Source organism: Streptomyces griseus subsp. griseus, assembly GCF_003610995.1.
GTDB lineage: Bacteria > Actinomycetota > Actinomycetes > Streptomycetales > Streptomycetaceae > Streptomyces.
On record NZ_CP032543.1, the window covers coordinates 3,490,732 to 3,506,805 of the forward strand.

13 protein-coding genes and 2 pseudogenes are annotated in these 16,074 nt (G+C 72.7%); 1 reads left to right on the forward strand and 14 read right to left on the reverse strand.

What is annotated here, in order from left to right; translation table 11 throughout:
• Positions 1 to 51 precede the first annotated feature (51 nt).
• Positions 52 to 1,335 (reverse strand): adenylosuccinate synthase, encoded by a 1,284-nt coding sequence (locus tag D6270_RS15540; RefSeq protein WP_109164871.1) that lies wholly within the window; start codon positions 1,333 to 1,335, stop codon positions 52 to 54.
• A 186-nt stretch (positions 1,336 to 1,521) separates the two neighbouring features.
• On the opposite strand from D6270_RS15540, the gene D6270_RS15545 reads away from it, so the two are divergent.
• The gene (locus D6270_RS15545) at positions 1,522 to 2,373 is read left to right on the forward strand and encodes a diacylglycerol kinase family protein (protein WP_109164870.1); all 852 of its coding nucleotides are present in this window, start codon (positions 1,522 to 1,524) and stop codon (positions 2,371 to 2,373) included.
• A 251-nt stretch (positions 2,374 to 2,624) separates the two neighbouring features.
• On the opposite strand, the pseudogene D6270_RS15550 reads toward D6270_RS15545, so the two are convergent.
• The 13 genes and pseudogenes from D6270_RS15550 to D6270_RS15610 form a co-directional block, all read right to left on the reverse strand.
• Positions 2,625 to 3,829 (reverse strand): annotated as a pseudogene (locus D6270_RS15550) (cytochrome P450).
• 133 nt (positions 3,830 to 3,962) lie between these two features.
• On the reverse strand, positions 3,963 to 4,625 hold the full coding sequence (locus tag D6270_RS15555; RefSeq protein WP_109164868.1) for a response regulator: 663 nt from the start codon (positions 4,623 to 4,625) through the stop codon (positions 3,963 to 3,965).
• Entirely contained in the window at positions 4,622 to 5,962 is a 1,341-nt protein-coding gene (locus D6270_RS15560; RefSeq protein ID WP_109164867.1) for a sensor histidine kinase, read from the reverse strand. Before D6270_RS15560 ends, D6270_RS15555 begins: the two co-directional genes overlap by 4 nt.
• Positions 5,963 to 6,125: 163 nt before the next feature.
• Positions 6,126 to 6,551: an SDR family oxidoreductase gene (locus D6270_RS15565; protein WP_109164866.1), complete on the reverse strand. Its 426-nt coding sequence runs from the start codon at positions 6,549 to 6,551 to the stop codon at positions 6,126 to 6,128.
• 90 nt (positions 6,552 to 6,641) lie between these two features.
• A pseudogene (locus D6270_RS15570) lies at positions 6,642 to 7,519 on the reverse strand (alpha/beta hydrolase family protein).
• Positions 7,520 to 7,655: 136 nt separating this feature from the next.
• Positions 7,656 to 8,876 carry a kynureninase gene (gene kynU / locus D6270_RS15575; protein ID WP_109164864.1) on the reverse strand — a complete coding sequence of 407 codons (1,221 nt, stop codon included), beginning with the start codon at positions 8,874 to 8,876 and terminating at the stop codon, positions 7,656 to 7,658.
• Positions 8,869 to 9,717, reverse strand: coding sequence for a tryptophan 2,3-dioxygenase family protein (locus tag D6270_RS15580; RefSeq protein ID WP_109164863.1), 849 nt, complete (start codon positions 9,715 to 9,717; stop codon positions 8,869 to 8,871). Before D6270_RS15580 ends, kynU begins: the two co-directional genes overlap by 8 nt.
• 137 nt (positions 9,718 to 9,854) lie before the next feature.
• The gene (locus D6270_RS15585) at positions 9,855 to 10,268 is read right to left on the reverse strand and encodes a DUF3151 domain-containing protein (protein ID WP_109164862.1); all 414 of its coding nucleotides are present in this window, start codon (positions 10,266 to 10,268) and stop codon (positions 9,855 to 9,857) included.
• Positions 10,269 to 10,460: 192 nt separating this feature from the next.
• Positions 10,461 to 11,981: a DHA2 family efflux MFS transporter permease subunit gene (locus tag D6270_RS15590; protein ID WP_109164861.1), complete on the reverse strand. Its 1,521-nt coding sequence runs from the start codon at positions 11,979 to 11,981 to the stop codon at positions 10,461 to 10,463.
• Positions 11,982 to 12,184: 203 nt separating this feature from the next.
• Complete coding sequence (locus D6270_RS15595) at positions 12,185 to 13,360, reverse strand: MalY/PatB family protein (RefSeq protein ID WP_109164860.1); 1,176 nt, start codon at positions 13,358 to 13,360, stop codon at positions 12,185 to 12,187.
• A gap of 112 nt (positions 13,361 to 13,472) precedes the next feature.
• Positions 13,473 to 14,504, reverse strand: coding sequence for a class II fructose-bisphosphate aldolase (gene fbaA, locus D6270_RS15600; protein WP_109164859.1), 1,032 nt, complete (start codon positions 14,502 to 14,504; stop codon positions 13,473 to 13,475).
• A 182-nt stretch (positions 14,505 to 14,686) separates the two neighbouring features.
• Entirely contained in the window at positions 14,687 to 15,226 is a 540-nt protein-coding gene (gene pyrE / locus D6270_RS15605; protein ID WP_109167425.1) for an orotate phosphoribosyltransferase, read from the reverse strand.
• A 32-nt stretch (positions 15,227 to 15,258) separates the two neighbouring features.
• Positions 15,259 to 16,071, reverse strand: coding sequence for an aldose epimerase family protein (locus D6270_RS15610; RefSeq protein ID WP_391040802.1), 813 nt, complete (start codon positions 16,069 to 16,071; stop codon positions 15,259 to 15,261).
• Between the last annotated feature and the right edge of the window lie 3 nt (positions 16,072 to 16,074).

Genomic DNA, 16,074 nt, shown 5'->3' on the forward strand with positions numbered 1-16,074 from the left:
GGCCCCGGACCGATGAGGGTCCGGGGCCCTTCGCGTACCGCTCCGTACCGCCTACAGGAACGAGTTGATCTGGATCGTCTCGGTCCGGCCGGGGCCGACGCCGATCGCGGAGATCGGGGCGCCCGACATCTCCTCCAGCGCCTTCACGTACGCCTTGGCGTTCTTCGGCAGGTCGTCGAAGGTCTTGGCCTTGGTGATGTCCTCGGACCAGCCCGGCAGGTTCTCGTAGATCGGCTTCGCGTGGTGGAAGTCGGTCTGGTTGTACGGGAGCTCCTCGACGCGCTTGCCGTCGATCTCGTACGCCACGCAGACCGGGATCTGCTCCCAGCCGGTGAGCACGTCCAGCTTGGTGAGGAAGAAGTCGGTCAGGCCGTTGACCCGGGTCGCGTACCGCGCGATCGGGGCGTCGAACCAGCCGCAGCGGCGGTCACGGCCGGTGGTGACACCGCGCTCGCCACCGATGCGCCGCAGCGCCTCGCCGTCCTCGTCGTGCAGCTCCGTCGGGAACGGACCGGCGCCGACACGCGTCGTATAGGCCTTGAGGATGCCGATGACGCGGCTGATCTTCGTCGGCCCGACACCGGCCCCGGTGCAGGCGCCGCCCGCCGTCGGGTTCGACGAGGTGACGAAGGGATACGTGCCGTGGTCGACGTCGAGGAGCGTGCCCTGGCCACCCTCGAAGAGGACGACCTTGCCCTCGTCGATGGCATCGTTCAGGATCAGGGTCGTGTCGGCGACGAACGGCTTGATCTGCTCCGCGTACTGGAGCATGTCCTCGACGACCTTGCCGGCCTCGATGGCCCGGCGGTTGAAGACCTTGGCCAGGAGCTGGTTCTTCTGCTCCAGGGCCGCCTCCACCTTCTGCTCCAGGATCGACTCGTCGTAGAGGTCCTGGACGCGGATCCCCACCCGGTTGATCTTGTCGGCGTACGTCGGGCCGATGCCCCGGCCCGTCGTACCGATCTTGCGCTTCCCGAGGAAGCGCTCGCTGACCTTGTCGACCGTGACGTTGTACGGAGTGATCAAATGAGCGTTGCCGCTGATCAGAAGCTTGGACGTGTCGACGCCTCGCTCGTTCAGACCGCTCAGCTCGGAGAGCAGGACCGCCGGGTCGACCACGACACCGTTCCCGATGACCGGGGTACAGCCCGGCGACAGGATTCCGGAGGGGAGGAGATGCAGTGCGTACTTCTGGTCGCCCACGACGACCGTGTGACCGGCGTTGTTACCGCCCTGGTATCGCACGACATAGTCCACGGATCCACCGAGGAGATCGGTGGCCTTCCCCTTGCCCTCGTCACCCCACTGAGCACCGAGCAGCACAAGTGCGGGCACAGGCGTACACCCCTTCCGGGCGGGGCATGTCCAAGGTCAGGGGGCGTACGTAAAGGTCGTACCTGCCGCACGACGATGTACGGCAAAGCCTGAGCCGTCGAACCGGGTGCCCCGGAATAGACGAAGCCCCTGGCGCAATAGCGCAAGGGGCTCTTGCACCAAGATGCTACCCGAGGAAGGACCCAGGTGTCGGCTGCAGAGCCCCCCGGCGACGGCGGCGACCAGCTTCTGGTGGTCATCGACCCGGTCGCCCGCCGGACCGACGGCGAGTCCGTCCGGATCGCGAAGGACGTGCTGAGCGCCGGTTCGCACGCCAAGATCTGCCTTCCGGACACCCCGGAGGAGTTCGCCCGGGCCCTGTCCCGGCGGGGTGCGCGCCGCCCGGTGGTGGTCGGCGACGATCACGCGCTGCTGCGTGCCGTGGCCCAGCTCCACCGGGAGCGCGAGCTCGCCGCGGGCGTCCTCTCCCTGATCCCCGTGGGCGCCGCGCACGCCCTGGAGGTGGCCCATGCGCTCGGGGTGCCCCGGGGCGCGGTGGCGGCCGCGCGGACAGCGCTGGACGGGGCGGTGCGGCGGCTGGACCTGCTGGTGGACGACAGCGACGGCGTGGTCCTCGGCCGGCTGCGCATCCCCGCCCCCACCCTGCTCGCCGACGCCCCGCACACGGGGGTCACCGCCGTCTGGGACACCTGCCGCTCCCTGATGACGTCCCTGGTCCGCCCCGCGGCCCCCGGCGGAGCCACCGCGCCCCCGGGGACGCACCGGCTGCGGGTCGAGGCGGACGGGGTGCTGCTGAGCGACCTGGACGCGCCGGTGCGGGGCGTCTCGGTGCTCTCCCAGGGCGACGGGGGCCTGGCCGACGTGGTGGTCCGCACCTCGGACGGCGAGGACGTCACGGTGGAGGCCAAGGCCGTCACCGTCTCCGGCGCGGACTTCCGCTACCGGGCCGACATACAGACCGGGGGCCCGGTCCGGACCCGGACGTGGACGGTGCGGGCGGGTGCCTGGGGGCTGATGCTGCCGGTGCCCGCGAGCTGATCCCGCCCGGTCCCGGCGGCCCCCGCGAGCGCGGACGGGGCTGCGGGAGGGGTAGCGGGGTACGCGCCCACGGCTGCGCCGGCCGCCACCCTCGGACGAGGACCAGCAGCGGGTGGGCGAGGAGATCGCGGGCGTGGCACGCGAAGAGCCGGGGCCCCGAACCAGCCCCTCCGGCGTTCGCGGAGCGGGAGTCCGGGGGCGCTGCCCCCTGGGGCCGGCACCGCAGGACCGCGGCCCACCCTGCCGGACCCCTACACCTCCACCACCAGCTCCGTCAGCCCCCGGATCACGAACCCCGGCTGCCACTCCGGCTCCGCCACCAGCCGCATCGCGGGCGCCTTCCGCAGCAACTCCCCGAAGGACGCCTCCAGTTCGAGCCGGGCAAGCGGCGCCCCCAGGCAGTAGTGGATGCCCGCACCGAACGTGACATGCGGGTTGTCGGCCCGGGTCAGATCCAGCCTCTCCGGCTCCGCGAACCGCTCCGGATCCCGGTTGGCCGAGCCGAACAGCAGCGCCACCTCCGCCCCGCGCCCGATCAGCTGCCCGTCGACCTCGATGTCGTCCAGCACCCACCGCTCGAAGAGCTGCAACGGGGTGTCGTAGCGCAGGAGTTCCTCCACAGCCGTCGGCAGCGACGCGGGCGCGGCCCGCAGGGCGGCGAGCTGCTCGGGGTGGTGGAAGAGGGTCCGCCACCCGTTGACCGTGGTGTTCACCGTCGCCTCGTGGCCCGCGTTCAGCAGCAGCACACACGTGGAGACCATCTCCTGCCCGGTCAGCCGCTCCCCGTCGTCGTGGGCGGCGATGAGCGCCGAGATCAGGTCGTCGCCGGGGTCGGTGCGCCGCTCGGCGATGAGCCCGCGCAGATACGCGGAGAACTCCTCCGACGCCCGCACGGCCGCCTTCGCCGTCTCCTCCGACGGGTTCAGCTCGAACATCCCGCAGATCGCCGCCGACCAGGGCCGCAGCGGCCCCCGGTCCTCCTCCGGCACCCCCAGCATCTCCGCGATCACGGCGACGGGCAGCGGTTCGGCCACCTCCGCCAGCAGGTCGCCGCCGCCCTCGGCCACGAACGCGTCGACCAGCCCGGCCGCCAGCCGCCGTACGGTCGGAGCGAGGTTCTCGACCGTACGCGGGGTGAAGGCCTTGGAGACGAGCCGCCGGATGCGGGGTGGTCGGGCGCCTCCAGGTCCAGCAGCCCCTGCCCGTTGAGCGTGGTGAACGGCTCGTGCGCGGCGGGCGGCGGGGTGCGGCCGAACTCCTCGTGGGTGAAGCGGTGCAGATACGTACGGCCCAGGCGGCGGTCGCGCAGCAGGGCCGACACGTCGGAGTGGTGCGGGATCAGCCACTGCCCGGTCGGCTCGAACCAGTGCGCGCGACCGGCGGCGCGCAGGGCGGCGTAGGCGGGGTAGGGATCGGCGACGAACGCGGGCGACCAGGGATCGAAGGACACGTGCATGACCCGACGCTACCCGCGCCCGCCGCCACCGCAAGGGGCACGCACCCATCCCTCTCGCCACCGCAAGGGACCCGGGAGCCCCGGCCACCGAGCGACCCCCGCCCGGGCAGGAGGCCCGCACACATCCGCCGCGCTACCCCGGTGTGACCAGCCGCGCCTCGTACGCGAACACCGCCGCCTGCGTCCGGTCGCGCAGCCCCAGCTTCACCAGGATGCGGCTGACATGCGTCTTGATCGTGGACTCGGCGACGATCAGATGCGAGGCGATCTCCGCGTTGGACAGCCCCTGGGCGATCAGGACGAGCACCTCCGTCTCGCGCTCGGTGAGGTCCCCGACCCGGGCGAGCGCGGGCGGTCTCGGGGCCTCCGCGAGCTTGGAGAACTCGGTGATCAGCCGCCGGGTCACGGTCGGCGCGAGCAGCGCCTCGCCCGAGGCCACCACCCGTACACCGTCCGCGAGCTGCCGGGCCGAGGCGTCCTTGAGGAGGAAGCCCGAGGCCCCGGCCCGCAGCGCCTGGTACACGTACTCGTCCAGGTCGAAGGTGGTCAGGACCAGCACCTTGGCGTCCACGACCTGCGCGACGATCTCGCGGGTGGCGTCGATGCCGTTCATCCCCGGCATCCGGATGTCCATCAGGACGACGTCCGGGAAGAGGGCCGTGACCTTGTCGATGGCTTCCCGGCCGTCCACCGCCTCCCCCACGACGGTGATCCCCGGCATGGCGTTGAGCAGGACGGAGAAGCCCTCGCGGACCATCATCTGGTCGTCCACGATCAGGACGCGGATGTCGCTCATGCCCCGTCCGCCTTCTTGTACGGCAGGAGGTCGGCGGCCGGCGCGTCCGGCTCACCCTCCGCCGGCGGTACGGGCAGGAACACCGCGACCTCGTACCCGCCGTCCTCCGTCGTCGCCGCCGTCATCTCGCCGTTCAGCATCGCCACCCGCTCCCGCATCCCGGTGATCCCGTGCCCGGCCCCCGGCGACGGCTTCACCAGCCCCCTCGGAGGCCCGTTGACGATCCGCAGCCCGAGCCCGCCGAGTACGTAGGCGATCTCGACCCGTGCGGTGGCGCCGGGCGCGTGCCGCAGGGTGTTGCTCAGGGCCTCCTGGATGATCCGGTACGCCGACAGCTCCACGCCCTGGGGCAGCTCGCGGACGGCCCCGGTGACCACCTTCTCCGTCTCCAGGCCGGTCTCGCGGACGTTGTCCAGGAGCCCGTCGAGGACGGCGAGGGTCGGCTGCGGGGCGTCCGGGGCCTCGTAGTCCTCCGCCCGTACGACACCGAGGACGCGGCGCAGCTCGGTGAGCGCGGCCACCGCGTTCTCCCGGATGGTGACGAAGGCCTGCTCCAGCTCCGGCGGCGGGTTCTCCACCCGGTAGGGGGCGGCCTCCGCCTGGATCGCGACGACCGACATGTGGTGGGCGACCACGTCGTGCAGCTCGCGGGCGATGGTGGTGCGCTCCTCCAGCAGCGTGCGCCGGTCGCGCTCCACGGCGGTGACGGTGCGCTGCACGGTGACCTCACGCTCGGCCTCGCGGACCTCCTGCGCGGCGTCGCGCCGGACCTGGAGCATGGCGACGACGAGCAGCGCGAAGGCGGAGAGGACGGCCATGGGCGCGGTGATCGACGGGTCCCCGCCCTCCAGCAGCAGCCCGAACAGCAGGGTCATCAGCCACATCCAGGCCCCCGTGCGCGGCCGGGTCCTGGCCGCCACGACCACCATGACCACCACCTGCGCGATGAAGGCGCTGGGCCCCCACAGCCCGTCGCTGCCCAGGACCGCACAGAAGACCGCCGCGAGCATCGACCCCCAGAACGCGGCGACCGGCCTGACCAGGGTCATCGCGACCGCGATCGCGGGCACGAGGCCCATGAGGAACCGGAAGTGCCAGTTGGCGAGCCCCGCCAACAGCACGATCAGGGCGGCGCCCAGCACCAGGGCGTGCGGGGTCCAGACGACGAGCCGCCGCACCCCCTCGGGCAGCCGGCGTATGAACCGGCCCTCCGGCGAGAGGGGCGGCAGCGGGCGGTAGGCGAACACATGGCGGAAGAGGTCTTCCCGGAGGCCTTCCATCGCGCCTTCGGCTGCCCGGAGCTCCGGGCTACTGGTCTTCGTCTGGGTCTCGGTCACGTTTACACGGTAGGCGGGGGCGGAGTGCGGGTCGTCCCTACCGGTGCGGATTCCGGGGCATCCCTCTCAAGGACTACGGGGCCTGCCCGCGCCTCGTGGCGGCGCCCCCCGACCGCCGCCACGGGGCCCTCACCAGCTCGCGGACGGAAGAATTCCGTCCGGCTCACGACCGGAAGAATTCCGCGTGCTCCCCGGCCCACCGCGCGAACGTCCGGGCCGGCCGGCCGGTGACCTTCTCGACGGTGTCGATCACGGCCCTCCCCTCCGGCGGGATGTCCCCGCCCCCGTTGAGGACGGTCACCCGGCGCACCCCCGCCGCGCGGGCCCGCTCCATGATCTCCTCGCCGGTCGTCAGCGGGGCGGAGAGGCCGCCGTCGAAGGTGATCAGGTGCAGCCCGGCGACTCCCTCCAGCGCGCTCTCCAGCGAGGCCGGGTCGGCGAGGTCGCCGCGGACGACGTCGACCCCCGCGGGGAACTCCGCGCGTGCCGGGTCACGGGTCACGGCCCGGACGTGCTCGCCGCGCTCCAGGAGCTGTTCGACCACTCGAAGGCCGACCGTTCCCGTGGCTCCGGTCACCAGGATCGTCATTGCGGGTCTCCTTCGTTCGGTTCGGCATCGACCAACGTGGGGACCCTCGCGGTCAGCTACTGTCCGCGACGAAGGGGGCTGCGGGGAAGCTCACCAAGCCAGCTGCGTGATCTCCTCCGCCACGATCGCGCACGCGTCGGCCGCCGGGTCGATCAGCGGGAAGTGTCCGACGTCCCCGAGCAGCGTGAGCCCGACCATCTCGCCGGACTTCGCCGCCGCGTCGACGTACGCCTCCGAGACGGCCAGCGGGACGACGGTGTCCTCCTCGCCGTGGACGATGGCGGTGGCGATCCCGGTGGGCAGCAGGGCGGCGGGGTCGGCCTGGGCCGTACGATCCGCCGACTCCACGCCCGCTCCCAGGAGTTGGGTGATCGCACCACCGCACACCCCCAGCTCCACCGATGTCGCGAAGTCCGCGATCGGGGCGAGCGCGACCACCCCGCGCAACGGGGGCGGGGCGGGCAGGTGCCACGGCGACCCCTCGGGCAGCACGTGGCGCGCCGCCGCCCAGAGCGCGAGGTGCCCGCCGGCGGAGTGTCCGGTGACCACGATCCGGCGCACGTCGGCCTCCGGCAGCTCCCGGGCGGCGAGGGCCGGTACGGCGTCGAGCGCGGCCGCCACGTCGTCGAAGGTCTCCGGCCAGCGCCCCGCCACGGGGTCGGCACCGGGCGCCTGACCGCCGTCCTCGCCGCCGCGCCGGTACTCCACGCTCGCCACGGCGAACCCCCGCCGGGCCAGGAAGTCCGCGAGCGGGGAGACGTGGGCCCGGTCGTAGGGGGCCCGCCAGGCACCGCCGTGCAGCAGGACGACGAGGGGGCGGCGGTGCGGCCGTCGCGCGGGGCGTAGAAGTCGATGACCTGGTCGGGGTGGTCGCCGTAGGCGGCGGTCCGGTCGGGGGCGACCGCCGGATGCGCGAACGCCGACCCGGTCTCGGCTTCGTCCCGATCACGCGCGGCAGAATCCGACATGCTGCTCAACCGTCCTATGCCTGTGTCCTGTGGCTGTGCCCTGTGCCTGTGTCAGGTGCCCAACTGGGTTGACCTGCGGGGACGGTACCAGTGATCGGCACCGTCCCCGCCCGGCCGTGGACGCATTGACGATCCGTCAGTCCCGCCGGGTCTCCTCCAGCACCTCGGCCAGGACCCGCGCCGCCCGTTCCACGTCGGCGAACCCGACGTACAGCGGGGTGAAGCCGAACCGCAGCACGTCCGGCGGCCGCAGGTCGCCCACGACGCCCCTCTCGATGAGGCGACCCATCACGGACTCGGCCCCGGCGCAGCGCAGGGCGATCTGGCTGCCGCGTTCGGCGTGCGCTGCCGGGGTGGCCGAGGTGACCCGGCCCGCCGGTACGTACGCCTCGACGCACTCCAGGAAGAAGTCCGTCAGCGCCAGCGACTTGGCCCGGACCGCGTCCACGGAGACCCCGTCCCACACGTCCAGCGCCGCTTCCAGCGTCAGCATGGAGACGATGTCCGGCGTGCCGACCCGGCCCCGCGCGGAACCGTCCGCGGGCGTGTAGTCGGGGGTCATGCCGAACGGGTCGGCGTGCGAGTTCCACCCCGGCAGCGGGGAGTCGAAGGCGGCCTGGTGGCGCTCGGCGACATACAGGTACGCGGGCGAACCGGGGCCGCCGTTCAGGTACTTGTAGGTGCAGCCGACGGCCAGGTCCACCCCGTGCTCGTCCAGGCCGACCGGCAGGGCGCCCGCGCTGTGGCAGAGGTCCCAGACGGCGATCGCGCCCGCCGCGTGAGCGGCGGCGGTCAGGGCGGGCAGGTCGTACAGCCGGCCGGTCAGGAAGTCCACCTGGTTGAGGAGGACGGCGGCCGTACGGTCCCCGAGCGCGCCCGGCACGCCGGCGGGGTCGACCGGCACGATGCGGTGGCCGGTCAGCCGGGCGGCGGAGGCGGCGATGTACCCGTCCGTGGGAAACGTCGTCGCGTCAACCAGGATCTCGTCGCGTCCCTCGCCCGCGAGGCGGGTCGCCGCGACGAGTGCCTTGAAGACGTTCACGCTGGTCGAGTCGGAGACGACGATCTGGCCCGCGGCGGCTCCGACGAGCGGGGCGATCCGGTCGCCGATCCGCTCGGGCGCGGTCCACCAGCCGCTCTCGCCCCAGGACCGGATGCGCAGCTCGCCCCACTGGCGGGTGAGGACGTCCTGCACCCGGGCGGGGACATGGACGGGCAGCGCGCCGAGCGAGTTGCCGTCGAGGTAGACGCCGTCGTCGAGGACGAAGAGCTTGCGCTGGGCGGCGAGCGGGTCGGCGGCGTCGAGTGCGGCGGCGCGCTCGCCCAGCTCCTCCCGTGCGGCCGTGGTCTCAGACATGGCTGCGCGCCGTCCACAGCTCGGGGAACACGTTCTTCGTGGCGCGCTTCTCCAGCCAGGCCACCCCGGCGGAGCCGCCGGTGCCGGTCTTGGAGCCCATCGCGCGCCGGGTGGCGACGAGGTGGTCGTTGCGCCAGCGCCAGACGAGCTCGCCGACATCGGTGAGCAGCTCGCCGAGGCGGACCAGCTCGTCGTTCTGGTCGTCGGAGGCGTAGATCTCCGCCCACACCGCCTCGACCTCGGGCGACGGCTCGTACCGCTGGGTGAGGTCCCGGCCGGTGACGGACTCGGGGACGGCGTACCCGCGCCGGGCCAGCAGGGCGAGCGTCTCGTCGTACAGGCTCGGCTCCCCGAGCGCCTTCTCCAGCTCGGCGTACACGCGCGGGGCGCCCCGGTGCGGCACCAGCATGGAGGCGGACTTGTCGCCGAGCAGGAACTCCATCCGCCGGTACATCGCCGACTGGAACCCGGAGCCCTCGCCGAGCGAGCCCCGGTAGGAGTTGAACTGGGCGGGGGTGAGTCCGGCGAGCGGCCGCCAGGACTCGTTGAGCGCCTCCAGCTCGCGCAGCGAACGCTTCAGGGCGTCGCGCGCGACGGGTATGCGGTCCTCGCGCAGGGCGCGGGTGGCGGTCTCCCACTCATGGACGATGACCGTGAACCACAGCTCCATGACCTGGGTCGTGACCAGGAAGACCATCTCGCCGGGGTCGTCCGAGCGGAGGTGCTGGAGGTGGGTCAGGACATCCGCCTGGACATAGTCCTCGTACGGAGTCGTTCCCGCGAAGTCGAGGTGCGGGGTCTCCGCACCGGTGGCTTCGGGGTCGGGGTGGTTCGTCGACATCGCTGTCTCCTCGACACGAGCTTCCGGGTAGCGGTCCGCCCCTTCCGTGAGGTGATGGAGCTCCGGTCCCCTGCTCGCATACTAAGCGGCTCCCCGCCCGTTGCGCTTGGGCGGGGAGCGGCTCAGGGGAGGGCTGCTCAGCCCAGGATGTCGGCGGCGGTCGGCGAGGAGTCGCGCAGGAACGTCGAGCAGCGCTCGTGCTCCTCGGTCTCCCCGATGGACCCGGCGGCCCGGGCGAGGGCGTGCAGGGCGCGCAGGAAGCCACGGTTCGGCTCGTGCTCGAACGGTACGGGGCCGTGGCCCTTCCAGCCGGCCCGGCGCAGGGAGTCGAGGCCGCGGTGGTAGCCGGTACGGGCGTACGCGTACGACTCGATGACCCGGCCGCCCTCGTACGCCTCGTCGGCGAGCTGCGCCCAGGCGAGCGAGGAGGTGGGGTACTTCGCGGCGACCTCGGCGGGCGGGGTACCGGCGGCGAGCAGCTCGCGCGGCTCGGGGTCGTCGGGCAGGTGGGTCGGGGCGGGGCCCCCGAGAAGGTTCTCGTGGATGGACATGGATCAAGTGTGCCTGGACCGGGGCGCGGGTGACACCACACGGGGCGCGTTCAGAGGGCGGGCTCACCGTCCACGCCCGGGGTGCCGGGGACACCCCGGGCCCGCGTCCCCCGGGGCATCTCCCGGGGGCGGCTCACCACGCGGGCCCGGGGCACGGCTGGGGGCGGCTCACCACGCGGGCCCGGAGGTGGCTCACCGCCCCGCTTCCCGGGCCCGCTCCGGCTCCAGCGGCGGGGCCACGATGCCGCAGTGGACGGTGCACTCGGGCCGTTCCTCCTCCCGTTCCCGCGCCGGGGTGGCCGGCGGGGTGCGGACGGTCCAGCAGGCGACGACCGCGCCCAGCACCAGCAGCCCGGCGCACATCGGCATCGCCCGCCGGAAGGTCGCCGCGAACTCCCCCGCGTCCCGGTACGCCTCCGGGCCCATCCCGGCGAGCAGCGGCAGCGCGGCCACCGCGATCAGCCCGGCCGCCCGCGCGGCCGCGTTGTTGATCCCGCTGGCCAGCCCGGCCCGCCCGGTGTCCACCGCGGCCAGGACCGTCGCGGTGAGCGGCGCCACGACCACGACGAGCCCGGCGCCCAGCACCGCGACGGCGGGCAGCACCTCACCGACGTACCCGCCGAAGGACGCACTGCCCGGCCCCACCCGCAGCATCAGGAGCATCCCGGTGGCGGCCAGCAGCGGCCCCACCGTGAGCGGGATGCGCGGCCCGATCCGCCGCCCCAGCTCCCCCGACCAGGCGGAGAACAGCAGCATCAGCACCGTGGTCGGCAGCAGCGCGGTGCCGGCCCCCAGCGCCGAGTACCCGGCCACCACCTGGAGCTGGATCGCCGAGAGGAAGAAGAACCCGCCGAGGGCCGCGTACACGCAGAACGTCACCAGGTTGACCGAGGTGAACAGCCGCGAGCGGAAGATCGACGGCGGCAGCATCGGATCGGCCCGCCGCTGCTCCACCAGCACGAACGCCACCCCGAGCAGCACCCCGCCGAGCGCCGCCCCGATCACGAGCGGCGAGGCGCCCCGCCCCGGCGCCTCGATCAGCGCGTAGGTCACCCCGGCCAGGGCAAGGGCCCCGAGCGCGGCCCCCACCACGTCGAACCGGCCGTGCGCCGCCGGATCACGCGACTCCGGTACGTGGCGGAGGGCGACGGGGACGCAGATCGCGGCGAGCGGCAGGTTGAGCAGGAACACCCACCGCCACCCGGGCCCGTCCACGAGCCACCCGCCCACGAACGGCCCCACGGCCGCCCCCACCCCGCCGAACCCGGACCAGAGCCCCACGGCCCGCGCCCGGTCGTCGGGATGGAAGCTGGCCTGGATGAGGGCGAGGGACCCCGGCGTGAGCAGCGCACCGCCGACGCCTTGCAGGGCCCGGGCCGCGATGAGCACCCCCGCGTTCGGCGCGATCCCGCAGAGCAGCGAGGCGGCGGCGAACCACACCACCCCCACCACGAACACCCGCCGCCGCCCGTACCGGTCCCCGAGCGCCCCGCCCAGCAGGATCAGCCCGGCGAGCGTGAGCATGTACGCGTTGACGGTCCACTGGAGCGCGGCCAGATCGGTGTCGAGGTCGGCGCCGATGCGGGGCAGGGCGACGTTGATGACGGTCGAGTCCAGCATCGCCATCGCGGACCCGAGCACGGTGGTGAGCACGACCCAACGCCCGACAGGCGAGGCAACCCGGATCTCCCCGGGAACGGAGGCAGCGACCATGGGGCCAGCTTGCCCCGTCCCGGGGGCCCTCGCAGCGGAAGGCCCATACAAAAGGAGCCCTCCCGGCCACCCTCAAGCCTCTCCGGCCCCCCTCAAGCCCCTCCGGCGATTAAGGAAAACCCATCCCGGGGGCCGGCACACAGTGAGCCCCTCCGGCGATCGAGGAGCCGGGGGCCCGGGGCAGCGCCCCCGAAACCACCCGGCTACCGCACGGCCCCCACCACCCGCACCGCCCGGATCAACGCCTCCACCCCCCGCTCCACCTTCCCCCGCGGGCACCCCACGTTCACCCGCACGAACCCCGGCGCCCCATAAACCGCACCCCCCATGATCGCCACCTTCTCCCGCTCCACCAGCACCCGCTGCAACTCCGCGTCGTCCACCCCCGCCGCCCGCAGGTCGATCCACGCCAGGTATCCGGCCTGCGGCGGCTCCCACCCCAGCTCGGGCAGGTCCGCCGCCAGCCTTTCCGCCACGTACGCCAGGTTCCCCGCCACATAGGCCCGCACCGCGTCCAGCCACGGCCCGCCCTCCCGGTACGCCGCGATGTGCGCCGTCAGCGACAGCACCGCCGGGGACGCCAGCCCCTCCGCCGTCTCCATCCGCCGCAGGTACTCCGCCCGGTCCGCCGGATCCCCGATCAGCCCGTACGACCCGGTCAGCGCCGGAAAGTTGAAGGCCTTCGACCCGGAGGAGACGACCGCCCAGCGACCACCCCCGGACCCGGCCCCCACCACCCGCACCCAGGGCACATGGGCATACCCCTCATGCACGAAGTCCGCATGGATCTCGTCGCTGATCACCGCCACTCCGTGCCGCCCCGCCAGCTCCGCCGTCCGGGTCAGCTCGGCGGCCGTCCAGACCCGGCCGGTCGGATTGTGCGGCGAACAGAGCACCAGAACCTTCGCGTCCGCCCGGGACAGCTCCCGCTCCAACGCCTCCCAGTCCCCCACCGCCACCCCGCGCAGCTCCCGCCCGAGCCCGGTGACCGCCTTGCGGAAACCGTCGTACGTGGGGGTGTGGACGACGACCCCGTCCCCCTCGCCCGTCCACATCTGGAGGAGCTGGGAGAGCTGGTTGAGCACGGACGGCCCGTACACCAGCTGCCCGGTGTCGATCTCGGTGCCGTACCGCGTCGCGTACCAGTGCGCGATGGCCGAGCGGAAGTCGTCCTGCTGCCAGGTGGTGTAGCCGAAGACGCCGTGCTCCAGCCGGGCCCGCAGCGCGGCCAGCACCTCGGGGGCGGTGGCGAAGTCCATGTCGGAGATGGTGAACGGGAGCAGCCCGTCGACCCCGAACCGGTCCGCCACCCCGTCCCACTGGACGCACCAGGTGCCCCGGCGGTCGACGGCGGTGTCGAAGTCGTACAGCGCGGCCACGAGCGGCCCTCCTTGCTCTCGTTGCTCTTGTTGCTCTCGGCACGGCAACGGGCCCGGCCTCCCTGGGAAGGAGGACCGGGCCCGAGGCCGTACATCCGTACTCGTGTACTGCCTACTTCAGCTTCGTACCCGTGGAGCGCAGGTTCGCGCACGCCTCGGTGACGCGCACGGCCATGCCCGCCTCGGCGGCCTTGCCCCAGGTGCGGGGGTCGTAGGTCTTCTTGTTGCCGACCTCGCCGTCGACCTTCAGGACACCGTCGTAGTTGCGGAACATGTGGTCCACGACCGGGCGGGTGAAGGCGTACTGGGTGTCGGTGTCGAGATTCATCTTCACGACGCCGTTCTCCAGCGCGGTGGCGATCTCCTCGGCGGTGGAGCCCGAGCCGCCGTGGAAGACGAAGTCGAACGGCTGGCTGCCGGCCGGCTTGCCGTACTTCTCCGAGACGCCCGCCTGGAGGTCCTTCAGCAGCTCGGGGCGGAGCACGACGTTGCCCGGCTTGTAGACACCGTGGACGTTGCCGAAGGAGGCGGCCAGCAGGTAGCGGCCCTTCTCACCCAGGCCGAGCGCCTCGGCGGTGCGCAGCGCGTCGTCGACGGTCGTGTACAGCTCGTCGTTGATCTCGTGCGTGACGCCGTCCTCCTCGCCGCCGGTCGGGGTGATCTCGACCTCAAGGATGATCTTGGCGGCGGCGGCCTGGGCCAGCAGCTCCTGGCCGATGGACAGGTTGTCGGCGAGGGTCTCGGCCGAGCCATCCCACATGTGGGACTGGAACAGCGGGTTCAGACCCTTGGCGACGCGCTCGGCGGAGACGGCGAGCAGCGGACGTACGTACCCGTCCAGCTTGTCCTTGGGGCAGTGGTCCGTGTGCAGCGCGATGGTGACGTCGTACTTGGCGGCGACGATGTGCGCGAACTCGGCCAGGGCGACCGCGCCCGTGACCATGTCCTTGTTGTACTGGCCGCCCAGGAACTCCGCACCGCCCGTGGAGATCTGGACGATGCCGTCGCTCTCGGCCTCCGCGAAGCCGCGCAGAGCCGCGTGCAGGGTCTGCGTCGAGGTGACATTGATGGCCGGGTAGGCGAACTTGCCCGCCTTGGCCCGGTCGAGCATCTCGGCGTAAGCCTCGGGGGTTGCGATGGGCATCTGACCGCTCCTTGGGATGTGCGGGTGTACAGGCGTGTAAGTCCCTGACCTGGGGGCGACGTCATCGTCGCCCCCATCTTCCCAGACTCCTCATCCGGCTCCACCCGGCGGACCCTGTTTCACGTGAAACGTCCGCCGGGCCCTCTTTCGCCAGGTCCTCTTCCGCCGGGTCCGTTCTCGGCTCAGGCGAGGCCGAGGTCGGCCACCGAGTAGACCTGGATGTACGGCAGCCCGGCCTCGGCGATGGCCGGAGCGGCCCCCCGCTCCACGATCACGGCGACGGCGACGACCTCGCCGCCCGCCTCCCGTACGGCCTCGACGGCGGTCAGCGGCGAACCGCCGGTGGTGGAGGTGTCCTCGACGACCAGGCAGCGGCGGCCCTTCACGTCGGTGCCCTCGATCCGGCGCTGCATCCCGTGCGCCTTCTGCGCCTTGCGGACGACGAACGCGTCCAGGCTCCCACCGCGCGCGGCGGAGGCGTGGAGCATCGAGGTGGCGACCGGGTCGGCGCCGAGCGTCAGCCCGCCCACGCAGTCGTAGTCCAGCTCCGCGGTGGCGTCCAGCATGGCCTGGCCGACCAGTGGTGCGGCCTTGCCGTCCAGCGTGATCCGGCGCAGGTCGATGTACCAGTCGGCTTCCAGACCCGAGGAGAGGGTCACCTTGCCGTGCACCACGGCCTTGTCCTTGATCTGCTGGAGCAGGTCAGCGCGTACGTCAGTCATGGACACGAGGGTAAGCGGTTCCGGCGCCCGCCTCAGAGCCGCGCCCAGCTCCAGGTGGTGGTCATCTCCAGCGGGTCGATGGGGGTGACCAGCCGGGGCGCGGTGTTCAGCCCGTTCGGCGGCCCGGACTGCGGCTCCACGCAGACGGCCTCGTCCTGCTCGTCGTAGATCACGACCCACTCGCTGCGGCTCCTGACCGTCAGCTCCAGCTGCTCCGGCCAGGTGAGCTTCACGTCGACACCGTCGGGCATCCCGAAGCAGTCGTCCCACGGACCCGGTACGGGGTCGATGCGGCGGCCGGTCGGCAGGTGGTCCTCGCCGCGCTCCTCCTGCCAGGCGGCGTCGAAGGAGAGCTCGGCGTCCCGGCCCTCGAGGTTGCGGTGGAACCAGGGGTGCCAGCCCGCCTGGGCCGGGAAGGAGGTGCCGTACGTCTCGACGGCGAGGCCCAGCGTCAGGGTGTCCTCGGTCAGCTCGAAGGTCTGGGTGACCCGGCCCTCGTACGGCCAGGGCTCGGCGAGGTCGTAGTAGAAGGCCGCCTGCGCCTTGTCCACGTGGGCGGTCCGCCAGGCGGTGTCCCGGCCGGTGCCGTGGATGGCGTGCGGCGGGGAGTTCAGGGGCAGTTGGTGGGCGGTGTCGCCGTTGCGGAACTGCCCGTACCCGGTACGCCCGCACCAGGGAACCATCGGGAAGCAGCCGTACCGCCCGCCCTGGCGCAGCAGTTCGGTGGCGCCGATCCGCAGGCTGCTGATCCGGCAGCCGTGGGCGGGGTCGACGGTCAACTCGGCGTCGCCGGCGCTCAGCCTGACGTTCTCTTCGCTACGGGTGCTCTCTTCGCTGCTGCTCACCCG

What these genes read in the sequence shown, in the direction of transcription:
- fbaA (WP_109164859.1), bottom strand. Translation starts at nt 14,504, where the DNA reads ATGCCCATCGCAACCCCCGAGGCTTACGCCGAGATGCTCGACCGGGCC.
- D6270_RS15555 (WP_109164868.1), bottom strand. Translation starts at nt 4,625, where the DNA reads ATGAGCGACATCCGCGTCCTGATCGTGGACGACCAGATGATGGTCCGC.
- D6270_RS15580 (WP_109164863.1), bottom strand. Translation starts at nt 9,717, where the DNA reads ATGTCGACGAACCACCCCGACCCCGAAGCCACCGGTGCGGAGACCCCG.
- D6270_RS15590 (WP_109164861.1), bottom strand. Translation starts at nt 11,981, where the DNA reads ATGGTCGCTGCCTCCGTTCCCGGGGAGATCCGGGTTGCCTCGCCTGTC.
- kynU (WP_109164864.1), bottom strand. Translation starts at nt 8,876, where the DNA reads ATGTCTGAGACCACGGCCGCACGGGAGGAGCTGGGCGAGCGCGCCGCC.
- D6270_RS15565 (WP_109164866.1), bottom strand. Translation starts at nt 6,551, where the DNA reads ATGACGATCCTGGTGACCGGAGCCACGGGAACGGTCGGCCTTCGAGTG.
- D6270_RS15585 (WP_109164862.1), bottom strand. Translation starts at nt 10,268, where the DNA reads ATGTCCATCCACGAGAACCTTCTCGGGGGCCCCGCCCCGACCCACCTG.
- pyrE (WP_109167425.1), bottom strand. Translation starts at nt 15,226, where the DNA reads ATGACTGACGTACGCGCTGACCTGCTCCAGCAGATCAAGGACAAGGCC.